General features: G+C 65.3%; 11 protein-coding genes. 5 read left to right on the forward strand and 6 right to left on the reverse strand.

Going from position 1 to position 11,643, the window contains the following annotated elements:
• Window positions 1–12 precede the first annotated feature (12 nt).
• The 6 genes from AAFN55_RS13700 to AAFN55_RS13725 all read right to left on the reverse strand — a co-directional run bounded on the left by AAFN55_RS13700 (window position 13) and on the right by AAFN55_RS13725 (window position 6,907).
• Window positions 13–987, reverse strand: a complete 975-nt coding sequence (locus AAFN55_RS13700; protein ID WP_347799392.1) for a TAXI family TRAP transporter solute-binding subunit — start codon at window positions 985–987, stop codon at window positions 13–15.
• A 44-nt stretch (window positions 988–1,031) separates the two neighbouring features.
• On the reverse strand, window positions 1,032–1,928 hold the full coding sequence (locus tag AAFN55_RS13705; protein ID WP_347799393.1) for a 3-keto-5-aminohexanoate cleavage protein: 897 nt from the start codon (window positions 1,926–1,928) through the stop codon (window positions 1,032–1,034).
• Complete coding sequence (locus AAFN55_RS13710) at window positions 1,925–3,280, reverse strand: aspartate aminotransferase family protein (RefSeq protein WP_347799394.1); 1,356 nt, start codon at window positions 3,278–3,280, stop codon at window positions 1,925–1,927. The genes AAFN55_RS13705 and AAFN55_RS13710 overlap by 4 nt, the downstream gene beginning before the upstream one ends.
• Window positions 3,277–4,158, reverse strand: coding sequence for a MurR/RpiR family transcriptional regulator (locus AAFN55_RS13715; RefSeq protein ID WP_347799395.1), 882 nt, complete (start codon window positions 4,156–4,158; stop codon window positions 3,277–3,279). The genes AAFN55_RS13710 and AAFN55_RS13715 overlap by 4 nt, the downstream gene beginning before the upstream one ends.
• Window positions 4,159–4,555: 397 nt before the next feature.
• Window positions 4,556–6,238 (reverse strand): calcium-binding protein, encoded by a 1,683-nt coding sequence (locus tag AAFN55_RS13720; protein WP_347799396.1) that lies wholly within the window; start codon window positions 6,236–6,238, stop codon window positions 4,556–4,558.
• A 237-nt stretch (window positions 6,239–6,475) separates the two neighbouring features.
• On the reverse strand, window positions 6,476–6,907 hold the full coding sequence (locus tag AAFN55_RS13725; protein WP_347799397.1) for an Lrp/AsnC family transcriptional regulator: 432 nt from the start codon (window positions 6,905–6,907) through the stop codon (window positions 6,476–6,478).
• A 122-nt stretch (window positions 6,908–7,029) separates the two neighbouring features.
• Between AAFN55_RS13725 and AAFN55_RS13730 the strand changes: the two genes are divergently transcribed.
• From AAFN55_RS13730 to AAFN55_RS13750, 5 genes are all read left to right on the forward strand, one after another.
• Window positions 7,030–8,151: a saccharopine dehydrogenase family protein gene (locus AAFN55_RS13730; protein WP_347799398.1), complete on the forward strand. Its 1,122-nt coding sequence runs from the start codon at window positions 7,030–7,032 to the stop codon at window positions 8,149–8,151.
• A gap of 154 nt (window positions 8,152–8,305) precedes the next feature.
• Window positions 8,306–8,668 carry a hypothetical protein gene (locus tag AAFN55_RS13735; protein WP_347799399.1) on the forward strand — a complete coding sequence of 121 codons (363 nt, stop codon included), beginning with the start codon at window positions 8,306–8,308 and terminating at the stop codon, window positions 8,666–8,668.
• An 84-nt stretch (window positions 8,669–8,752) separates the two neighbouring features.
• Entirely contained in the window at window positions 8,753–9,265 is a 513-nt protein-coding gene (locus tag AAFN55_RS13740) for a copper chaperone PCu(A)C (RefSeq protein ID WP_347799400.1), read from the forward strand.
• A gap of 119 nt (window positions 9,266–9,384) precedes the next feature.
• Entirely contained in the window at window positions 9,385–9,912 is a 528-nt protein-coding gene (locus AAFN55_RS13745) for a YcnI family protein (protein WP_347799401.1), read from the forward strand.
• Window positions 9,913–9,995: 83 nt separating this feature from the next.
• Window positions 9,996–11,597: a copper resistance protein CopC gene (locus AAFN55_RS13750; protein ID WP_347799402.1), complete on the forward strand. Its 1,602-nt coding sequence runs from the start codon at window positions 9,996–9,998 to the stop codon at window positions 11,595–11,597.
• Window positions 11,598–11,643 lie beyond the last annotated feature (46 nt).

An 11,643-nucleotide genomic window follows, 5' to 3' on the forward strand; every position in this document is an offset into this window, starting at 1 on the left:
AGCAATGCCGGATCAGAGCCAGCCCTGCTCGGTGTAGTAGCGCTCGGCACCCGGATGCAGCGGCGCGGAATTGCCGTTGGCAACCATGTCTTCCACCTTCAGATGCGCGAAGGCCGGGTGCAGGCTCTTGAATGAATCGAAGTTCTCGAACACCGACTTGACGAGGTTGTAGACGGCCTCATCCGAAACGTTGGTGGACGCGACCAGCGTCGCGAGCACGCCGTAGGTTGGAATATCGTCCGGGTTGCCGGTGTAGAGGCCGCCCGGAATGTTGACCTGCGCGTAAAAGGGGTGCGCCTCGACCAGACTCGAAATGGCCTCGCCCTCGAGCGGGACGATCTTCGCCCCGCAGGTGGTGGTCGGGTCGGCGATGTTGGCCGATGGGTGGCCGACGCCGTAGTAGAAGGCGTCGATCTGGTTGTCGCAGAGCGCGGGGCCATGCTCGTCGGGGCGCAACTCGGCCGCAAGCGAGAAGTCCGAACGGTTCCAGCCAAGCGCCTCGAGCAGCACGTCCATGGACGCCTGCGTGCCCGAGCCGGGGTTTCCGATGTTGAAGCGCTTCCCCTTCAGGCCCTCGATGTCGGTGATGCCGGCATCCGCACGCGCCACCACGGTGAACGGTTCGGGATGAACCGAGAACACGGCGCGCAGTTCTTCCCATGGACCGGCTTCCTCGAAGGTGCTGGAACCGTTGTAGGAATGGTACTGCCAGTCGGACTGGACCAGGCCGAAGTCGAACTCTCCCTGGCGCATCGCATTGAGGTTGAACACCGAGCCGCCGGTCGATTCGGCCGCGCAGCGGAAGCCGTGCTCCTCGCGCGTCTGGTTCATCAGGCGGCACAGCGCGCCGCCCGCCGCATAGTAAACCCCGGTTACGCCGCCGGTGCCGATCGTGACGAACTGCTGCTGCGCGGCGGCGGCCCCGGCAAACAGCGAGCCACCCATGGCGGCCGCAAGACCAAGGCCGATCAGGTTTCTGCGTTTCATGTATGCGTCTCCTTTTTGCACGTTCCCCGTTGGGATGGTTGAAATTACCCGGACACTCCGTGCGAGAGATCCGGTTTGGCTGGCCTCGTCCCCGAGGCCGAAGCTTTGTCAGCGGGTACGGGTGCGGAAGGCTCCCGCCAGAGCCCGCGCAAGTCGTCTGCCGATGCAATTCCGCGTTGCGAATCCCCGATCACGCCCGCCGTAGCGCTTACTATGGCCGCGTTGGACGGTGCGAGTTGTCCCCGCGGCAACCAAAGATTGTTTTCGAAGCCGACGCGTGCATGACCTCCGGCCGTTGCTGCACGCTCCATGAATTCGGTCTCGAGCGGGCCGAAGGCGCACAACATCCACTGGTGCCGCGCAATGCCGGCCGCGATGAAGGCTTCAAACTCCGCTTCGGTCGCGCCTGCTTCGGTGTAACGGCCAAGCACGGCCAAAACCGCCAGCGGTCCGCCCGGCAGCACGCCACGCGTGCAAAGTGCGTCCAGCCGATCCAGCTCCGCCGCCTCGTAGATGATGATCTGGTGCAACATGCCCGCTTTCTCCATCCGCTCGAACAGGCTGGCGGGGGCGCGTTCGTCCTCTCCTTCGGGCAGGATTTCGCGCAGGGCGATCGAGACCGATTCCGGCCGCAAGGCGTCAATGACGGCGATCTGCTCGGAAGGTTGGTAGCGGCCGACGGCCTCCGTCGTCACCTGCACCACGAGCCGGTCTCCCACCGCGTCGCGCACCGCCGCCATCGCCTCGCGGTAGAGATCGACGTCGAGTGTGTGTGCGCCGCCGGCGTCGCGGACATGGAGATGGATCATCGCCGCTCCCGCCTCCAGCGCCTCGGCAGCGTCGCGCGCGATCTCGGCCGCGGTTATGGGCAGGCGTGGATGGTCCGCCTTTGTCCGGCGCGCGCCGTTGGGCGCGACGGCTATGGCGAAGGGCTGCGTCATGGCGTGGACACTCCGGCATCCGCGAATGCCGCCGCGACGGCTCGCGACAGGCGCTCGACGATCATTCCGACATGCTCCTCGCCGATGATGAAGGGCGGCGCGATCAGCACATGGTCGCCAGCCCTGCCATCGGCCGTGCCGCCGGACGGATAGACCATCAGGTCCTGCGCCATCGCCGCCGCCTTGATCCTGGCGTGCAGCTTCAGTGCGGGATCGAACGGCGTCTTCGTCGCGCGGTCCTCGACCAGTTCGATGGCCCGGAACAGCCCACGCCCGCGGATGTCGCCGACGAAGGGGTGCGCATCGAAGGCATCGCGCAGGCGCGCATCGAGCAGGTCGCCCATCGCGCGGCAATTCTCGAGCAGCCCGTCCTCGTCGATCACCCGCTGCACGGCCAGTGCGCCCGCGCAGGCCGTGGCGTGGCCGATATAGGTGAAGCCGTGCTGGAACGCGCCCGAGCCGCCGGTGATCGTCTCGAAGATGTCTTCCGACATGATGGTCGCACCGATCGGTTGGTAGCCAGCACCGAGCCCCTTGGCGCAGGTCAATATGTCCGGCGCAACGCCGTCCTGCTCGCATCCGTAGAGCGTGCCGGTTCGGCCCATGCCGCTCATCACTTCGTCGAGGATCAGCAGGACACGGTAGCGGTCGCAGATTTCGCGGATGCGTCGAAAGTAACCGGCCGTAGGCGGCACCGCGCCGGCCGTCGCGCCCACCACCGTTTCCGCGATGAAGGCGATGACCGTGTCCGGCCCGAGCCGCAGGATCTCCGCTTCCAACTCGTCGGCGGCGCGGATTCCGTATTGCTCGGGCGTCTCGTCATCGCGGCGGTGGCGATACTCGAAGCACGGCGCGATATGGCTGACCGGCAGCAGGATCGGCTCGTAGACGGCCCGCCTTCCGGCATTGCCGCCGACCGACAGCGCGCCGATCGTGTTGCCGTGATAGCTCTGGCGGCGGGCTATGAAGTGCCGGCGTCCTGTCTCGCCGCGCTCGTAGAAATACTGGCGCGCCAGCTTCATCGCCGTCTCATTGGCTTCCGAGCCGCCCGAGACGAAATAGACGTGGCCGAGTCCTTCGGGCGCGCGCGCGACCAGATGCTCGGCCAGCGTCTCGGCCGGCTCGTTGGTGAAGAAGCCGGTGTGAGCATAGGGCAGCCGGTCGAGTTGCGCCTTGATCGCCTCGATCACGCGCCGTTCGCTGTGGCCGAGGCACGACACGGCTGCTCCGCCCGAGGCGTCGAGATAGCGCTTGCCCGCGCTGTCGATCACGAACGGCCCATCGCCGCCAACAGCGACCGGCAGGTCGCGGCGCGGTTCGCGGTGCAGGATGCGGGTACGGTTGGCGCTCATGGCGTCGTCTCGTCGGGAAGATATGCGGATGTGGCTTCCAGCGTCGCCTCGCGGCGGCGCAGCGTTTCGATCGCCTCAACGCCGGCACGGGCCAGCACGAGGATCGCCAGCGCCTGGGCGATAGCGACAGGCCCGATCGGCGAAGGGATGTGCGCCGGGCTGTCGTTGCTTGCCACCAGAGCCACGTCGCAGACGCGTGCGATCGGCGTCAACGGTCCATCGGTGATGCCGACGACACGGACGCCGGCGCGTTGCGCATAGCGGGCCGCCTCGACCGTCTCGCGGCTGTAGGGCGCGACGGAGATGACGACCAGCGCCTCGTCCTTGCGCAGCAGATGCAGATCGTCGAGCAGCGAACCGCCGGTGCCCGTGATAAGCCGCACATCGGGTCTGAATAGCGATAGCGCGTAGTGAAGGCTGAAAGCGACTGGGAAGCAGCTTCGGATGCCGAGGATGGTCACCGCGGCGGCACCGGCCAGCATGTCTGCGGCCTGCTTCAGCGCCGGCCGCGATTGATGGCTAAGCGCAACACCGACATTGGCGCGCTCGGCTTCTGCCATCGCATCGAGCAGTTCATCCTCCGCGCCGGGCTTCTTCGCACCGCTGATCAGCCTGTCGGCGCGACCGGAAAAGACGCCCCCCGCAGTCAGCCAGCTTCGATGCTCGGCCTGGAAGGCGTCGTAAGTGTCGAATTCGAGCGCCTGCAACAGCCGCGTCATCGAGGTTGGCGAGACGCCGGCCCGGCCTGCGACCGTGCGCAGCGACTGGAGCGCGACCTCCTGGGGGTTCTCCCGGACGAAGCGGGCGGCGCGGCGCAGTTGCGGCGAGAACGCGCCGTAACGGCTTTCAATGCGCTGCCAGGTTTCCTGAAGGGCCAATGACGTTCGCTCGGGCTGAAACAGTTGTCACGCAATAGAGTGATATTGAAACAATTGTGTCAACGGGGATTCTGGACGAGCCGATCCGCACAGTGTCGCCAGTCTATAAAAAAACAATTGGTTTCCCGGGTCGGCGACAAGTCGACAAGGGCACGGCCTCAAGGCCAACGACGTCCAAAATTGGAGCGGCGCCCGGAAGCGGCAAGATCAGAGACCTTGCGCAGCGCGCCGCCCCGAGGCGCAGGCTGGTCAGGTACACCCACGTCCGTTCGTTCCCGGTCCGATCGCGCAGTCGCCGTGGCGACCGGCGCGGTCGAACTAGCGGCTGCCCTGGCGCTGGCGAACGAACGGCTCGGCTAGGGCGCTTTCCCGTCCATGTGAGGGGCGCTCTCGCCCTTCACAGGATGAAATCGGATCCCGTCATGAAGTTGGTTCCGTTCACCGCAATCTGGAAATCGGACACGCGGTCACCGTTGATATCGGCATCCACGAAGGTGGTGTTGCCCGAGGATGAATAGCGAAGTTGTCCCGCGACGCCCGAGAAGGCGGCAGACCCGATGAATGAGAACGCTTGATTGCCGGCAGCGGCGGTATTGGCGTCCAGTGCCGAGAGGTCGATGCGATCCTGGCCGCGCACGAAATCGAGGATCGTGTCGCGATTGGCTGCGCCAACGCCGCTGTCGCTGATTGCCATATAGAGGAAGGTATCGCTCCCGGCGCCGCCGCTCATCCTGTCGGCGCCCGCGCCGCCAACCAGCGTGTCGTTGCCATTGCCGCCATTGAGGGTGTCGTTTCCGGCTCCGGTGATGATGTAGTCGTTGCCGTCGAGACCGTTCATCACATTCGCCAGGCTATTGCCGACGAGCGTGTTGTTGAGCGCATTTCCCGTGCCATTCGCTGCCGAGCCGAGAAGCTCGAGCCGTTCGACATGCGCGGCAAGGGTCCAGTTGATATAGCTGCGCACCGTATCGGTGCCGCCATTCGCAGCCTCGATCGTCTGGTCGCCGGCCGACGCGACCACGTAGATGTCGTCGCCGGCGCCGCCGACCATGTAGTCGTTTCCGGCTGCGCCGTTCAGGATGTTTGCGAGAGCGTTGCCGACGATCGTGTTGTCGAGCGCGTTGCCCGTGCCGTTGGCAGCGGAGCCGAGCAGTTCCAGGCGCTCCAGATTCGCTCCGAGCGTCCAGTTGATGTAGCTGCGGACCGTGTCGATGCCGCCGCCTTCATGCTCGGTCGTCTGATCTCCGGCCGCGGCGACGTAGTAGATGTCGTTGCCGGTACCGCCTTCCATGACGTCGTCGCCAGCGCCCCCATCCAGGATGTCGTTGCCTGCGCCACCGAACAGCCGGTCGTTTCCGCCATTGCCCCGCAGCGTGTCGTCTCCATCGCCGCCGTCGAAATACTCCGCCTGTGCGCCGCCGGTCATCGTATCGTTACCGGCACCGCCGTTGACCCGACCCGCGAGGCTGCCGTTCTGCCCCTGATACGTGTCGTTGCCGCCTCCGAGCTCGATGGTGCCGCGCATGATGCCGTTGTTGATGATGACGTCCCGGCCGCCGTAATGGTCGACATAGGCGGTTCCCGAGATGATATCGATGCGGCCGTTGTTGGTGATCTCCACGGCCTCGGAGCCTGTCCTGACAATGGGACGATTGCCATAGATCAGCCCGTCATTGATGATCCGCGCCGTCGTCGTGTCGCCGTAACCGTTGAGCCAGATGCCAACGCCGTTGGTGCCTGTCGCGACGATCTCGCCAAATTCTCCGATGCGGATGACGGCGCTGGTGGCGTGCGCCATCACGCCGACACCCTCGTCGTTCATGTTGCGTATCGTGCCATAGACGGCGACAGTTCCCTGCGTTGCCGCGTTGCTGAGATAGACCGTCGAAAAGCCACCCGAGCTTGCCAGCGCTCCCACATAGATATCGATGTACGGCTTCGTGTTCGTGGCGAGGAACACCCGGCCGTCGGTCGAATGCAACATCGCTCGACCTGCGACGTCGTAGCGGTCCGACGGATTGGACAGCGTGTAGAAATCGCCGGAGCCGACAAAGGATGTGAAGAGTACGTAGTGCGCCATCACTGTCTCCGTTCATGGACCGTCGCCCGGGGCCCGTGCGAGATCGGCCGGTGCGGTGCAATGTTGAGTTGTGGTTGACTGGTACGGATGATGAGAGCGGGGGTCATCATTCAAATGAATGATGCCGGATCAGCCTAGATCGCCGTGCATCCTGAGGGACGCATAAGGGGCGATCTATTTCTTTTTTTGAGCATCGGAATAACCCGAAAACCGGATTCCACTTTTCGGTCCGATGCTCTAGCGGTCGATCTTCGTCGCGAGGATCACGGATGTCTGCGTCCGCTCGACGCCTTCGAGTTCGCCGATCCTGTCGATCACGCTATCCAGCGCGTCCACCGAGGCGGCGGCGACCATCGCGATCAGGTCCACCTCGCCGCTGACCGAGTGTAGCGTGCGGACCTCCCGCATCTCCTTCAGGTCGGCGACCGTGCGGGCGGCATGTTTCGGCTTCACCGTGATCAGCACATGCGCGCGGATCAGCGCGCGTTCGGCCGCCCTTGTCAGGCGGATCGTGTAGCCGGCGATGACCTTGTCGCGCTCCAGCCGTTCGATGCGCGCCTGGACGGTCGTGCGCGACAATCCGAGAATCCGGGCGAGTTCGGCCACCGGCGCGCGTGCGTTCTCGGTCAGCAGCGACAGCAGTTGCTGGTCTTTGTCGGGGCTGCGCATTTTCTCCATCGGGGTCGTCATTCTGCCCAGTATTATGCGGCAGATTTATCATTTTCACGGTTTGATACGCAAATTCTTTCATGATCTCCTCAATGGAGATTCACACTGAAAGGGCTTGGGACATGAAAGACATCGCCGTCATCGGAGCAGGAAAGATCGGCTCGACCATCGCATTGATGCTGGCCGAGAGCGGGGACTACAGGGTGGTTCTCGTCGATCGCGACGCGGCCCAGCTTGCGAGTGCGCCCAAACATGAAGCGATCGAAACGGCAATCGTCGATATCACGGACAGCGCCGCGCTTCGTGGGCTGCTCGCGAACAAATATGCCGTGCTGAGCGCGGCGCCGTTCCACATGACCACGGCGATCGCCGAGGCGGCGGCCGCCACCTCCACCCATTATCTCGACCTGACCGAGGACGTCGCTTCCACGCGCCGCGTCAAGGAACTGGCGGTGGGCTCCGACTGCGCGTTCATTCCGCAATGTGGTCTCGCACCGGGCTTCATATCGATCATGGCGAACGATCTCGCCAACCGTTTTGACCGGCTGGACACGGTACGGTTGCGCGTCGGCGCGCTGCCCCAATATCCGTCGAACGCGCTGAACTACAATTTGACCTGGAGCACGGACGGCGTCATCAACGAGTATATCGAACCGTGCGAAGCGATCGTCGACGGCCGCCTCACGCAGGTGCCCGCGATGGAGGAGCGCGAGGAGTTTTCGCTCGACGGCGTGACCTACGAGGCGTTCAACACGTCCGGCGGGCTGGGAACGCTGTGCGAGACGCTCGCGGGCAAGGTGCGCACGCTGAACTACCGCACGATCCGGTATCCCGGCCATGCCGCGATCATGAAGGCGCTGCTCAACGATCTGAACCTGCGCAACAGGCGCGACACGCTCAAGGACATTCTCGAAAAGGCGCTGCCCGCCACCAGCCAGGACGTGGTGATCGTGTTCGTGACCGTCAGCGGCTTCCAGGGCGAGCGCCTGATGCAGGAAACCCACGCGCACAAGATCTATAGCGGGTTGATCGGCGGCAAGCTGCACAGCGCGATCCAGATCACCACGGCGGCGGGCATCTGCGCGACGCTCGATCTTCTCGCCAACGGCTCGCTGCCGCAGGCCGGCTTCGTGCGGCAGGAAGAGATTTCGCTGGAGGCGTTCCTCGCCAACCGCTTTGGCAGCCGCTATGCGGTGGGTGGCGACAAGGGCACTGCCGGCTCGCCGCTGCGCGTGGCGGCATAAGCCTTTCCAATCGGTGGTTCGATCCGGTTATCGAACCACCGGCAACGACAACAGGTCGCAGATGCCGGGCGGCGAAGCTTGTTCTCGGTCGGAATGTTTGCTGGTATTGGATGACCAGGAGACGAGCATCTTGCGATATCTGAGGCGAAGCGGTTTGAGCACGGGCGTGACATTCGTCGCGGCCTATATGCTCGTCCTGCAGGCCCTGCTCGGCGCGTTCGCCATGGGTGCGGCGTCTGCCTCTCCCATGCTCGACGCCTTCGGCCATCCGCTCTGCATCACCAGCGGTGATCACGGCGGCACCGGCACCGGCAAGGATCACACGAGCCTGCCCGATTGCTGCGCGCCGGGCTGCGCGATGTTCGCGCCGATCACGGCGGATGACCGTGAGCCGCACGCGCTCGACAACCCCTTGGCGGTCTCGTTCGAGATTTCGATCATGTCGCCGGCCGTCCCGGTCGCCGGCAACGCCGATCATGATCCCGCAAAGCCGCGCGCACCTCCTCTGACAACCTGACACCTGCCGCCCGTCCGGCGGCGTTTCCTGTTGTCATATGCGCCGTCGTCCTGCTTTCCGGCGACGAGCGCGAGGAGCACTACCATGATTTTCAAGTTTCCCGCCGCAGCCTGTGCCGCCGCCGTCCTGATCGCATCCACGCAGTCCCTGTGGGCGCACGAGTTCAAGGCCGCGGATATCGAGATCATCCACCCGTCGTCGCGAGCCACCCCTCCCAATGCGCGCGTCGCGGCGGGTTACGTCGTCCTTCAGAACAAGGGCGCGGAAGCCGACCGTCTCGTTTCCGTGACGGGCGAAATCGCCGGTCGCACCGAAATCCACGAGATGGCGGTGGACGGCAATGGCGTGATGACCATGCGTCCCGTGCCCGACGGGATCGAAATCCCGGCAGGCGGCGAGGTCGCGCTCGCGCCCGGCTCCTACCACATCATGTTCATGGATCTCGAACGCGCGCCCAAAGAGGGCGAGCCCTTCGCAGGCACGCTGACCTTCGAGAAGGCCGGCACCGTCGAGGTCGAGTTCGCCGTGGACGCCATGGGCAAGAGCTCCGGTCACGGTAGCCAGGGCGGCACGGGCCACGACGGTCACGGCGGATAATCCCTCGCGTCGCGGCTGACGCCGCGCCGCATTTTTCCAACATTTTTCGTTTCGGTGGCTCGTCGAGCCGCCCGTTCAGTCATGCCGGTGGGGATGCCGGTTCATGGAGAGGAAATCCAATGCTCAAGATCATCATCGCCGCAGGCGCATTCGCATTCGGCGGTACGGCAGCGTTCGCGCATGTCTCGCTTGAAGAAAAGGAAGCGCCTGTCGGCTCGACCTACAAGGCCGTGTTCCGCGTGCCGCATGGCTGCGAGGGCAAGCCGACCAATGTCGTGCGCGTTCAGATCCCGGACGGCTTCATTGCGGTGAAGCCGATGCCGAAGGCAGGGTGGGACCTGGAGAAGGTCCGGGGTGCCTACGCCGAGAGCTATGAATATTACGGCGCGCAGCTCACCGAAGGCGTCCGGGAAGTCGTCTGGAGCGGCGGCAATCTCGGCGACGACGAATATGACGAATTCGTTCTGCGCGGCTATTTTGCCGGCGGTCTTGAGGCCGGTGAAACCATCTATTTCCCGGTCGTCCAGGAATGCCCCGAGGGGTTGGCCGAGCGCTGGATCGAAACCCCCGCCGCTGGCCAGTCGTCGGACGATCTCGAACTGCCGGCCCCCGGCGTGACGCTGCTCGAGGCGGCCGGCGATCACTGACCATCGGCTAAGCGAAACAACCGGTCGGTGCCCGCAGCGCCGGCCGCACGAAGGACTGTGGGGACGGCTGCATGGAATGGCTGATGCGAGGGACGTGGCGGGCGGCGGCGAGGATGCTGGCGCTGTGCCTGATGATCGCGGGCGCGATGGCAAGCGAAGCGGCAGCGCATGCTTCCCTGACCGGGACCGACCCGGTCGACGGGGCAGTGGTGGCCGCAGCGCCGCAGCGCTTCACCATCAGCTTCAGCGAACCGGTTTCCCCGCTCACGCTTCAGGTGATCCGGCCCGACGGCGAGGCCGTTCCGCTTGATCGCTTCGCCGTCCGTGACCGCAGCGTCGAGATCGAAGCGCCCGCCGATCTGTCCGACGGCACGCATGTTCTGACCTGGCGGGTCGTCTCGTCGGACGGCCACCCGGTCGGCGGCTCGGTCATCTTCTCCATCGGCGCGCCGAGTGCCGCGCCGCCGCCGATCGTGGAGCCGATGGAACTCCCGGTGCGTGCCGGGTTGCTGCTGACGCGGGTCGGACTCTATCTCGGCCTGTTTTTCGGCGTCGGCGGCGCGTTCGCGATTGCCGTCTTCTTTCCGCAGTCGCGGTCGGGAGCGCGGGCGGCGATGCTGTTTGTTCTGCTTGGCGCGCTGGCAACGGCCGCATCGCCGGGCTTTCAGGGCCTCGACGCGCTGGGCGCGCCATTGCCGCGCTATCTCGATCCGCTGATGTGGTCGACGGGGCTCTCCACCAGCTATGGCCGGACCGTCTTCGTATTGCTTGGCGCCTTCGGGCTCGCGCTCGTCGCGGTCCTTGTCAGGACCCCATGGGTCTCGCGGGCGTGCGCTTTGGCCGGTCTCGTGGCCGCTGCGGTTGCGATGTCGCTGTCGGGCCATGCCGGCGCCGCCGAACCGCAATGGCTGACGCGGCCATCCGTGGCGCTGCATGTCGCCACGATCGCCGTCTGGGTCGGCGCGCTCATTCCGCTCGGGCAGGCATTGCGGACCAACGCGGCCGATGCGAGCGCCGGGCTCGCGCGGTTTTCGACCGCCATCCCGTTCGCCGTCGCCGTCCTGATCGCGGCAGGGGTCGCTTTGACGATCATACAGGTCGAGACGCCATCGGCGCTGATCGAGACGGCGTATGGCCGCCTGCTGCTCGCCAAGTTGGGCTGCCTCGCGCTTCTGTTTACGCTTGCGATCGTCAATCGCTGGAGGCTGACGGCACCGGCTGTCGCGGGCGGTAGCGCGGCGCGATCGAGGCTGACGCGCTCGATCGGAGCCGAGACCGTCGTCGTCCTGATCATCTTCGCGATCGCCGCAGGCTGGCGCTTCACGCCGCCGCCGCGCGCGCTCGCGATCGCCGCCGCGCAGCCCGCCTCCATGCATATCCACACGGCGGATGCGATGGCCGACCTCACCGTGTCGCCCGGCCGCACCGGCCCGGTTACGGTCTCTGCCGTGATCATGACAGGCGAGTTCGGCCCGCTCGACGCGAAGGACGTGACCTTCGTCTTCTCCAATCCGGGCGCGGGCATCGAGCCGTTCAGGCGCAAGGCGTCGAAGCCCGGCGACGGTACGTGGCTGGCCGACGACGTCGTGCTGCCGCTGGCCGGCACCTGGACCGTGCGGCTCGACATTCTCATCACCGATTTCGAGATGACCCGCATCTCAGGCGAGATCCAGATCCGGCCGTAACGCCCCGTGCGCCGTTCAGGCGTTGACAGGCGTGTCAGCCCTTCGA

It is taken from the genome of Mesorhizobium sp. CAU 1732, from assembly GCF_039888675.1.
In the GTDB taxonomy this organism is placed as follows: domain Bacteria; phylum Pseudomonadota; class Alphaproteobacteria; order Rhizobiales; family Rhizobiaceae; genus Aerobium.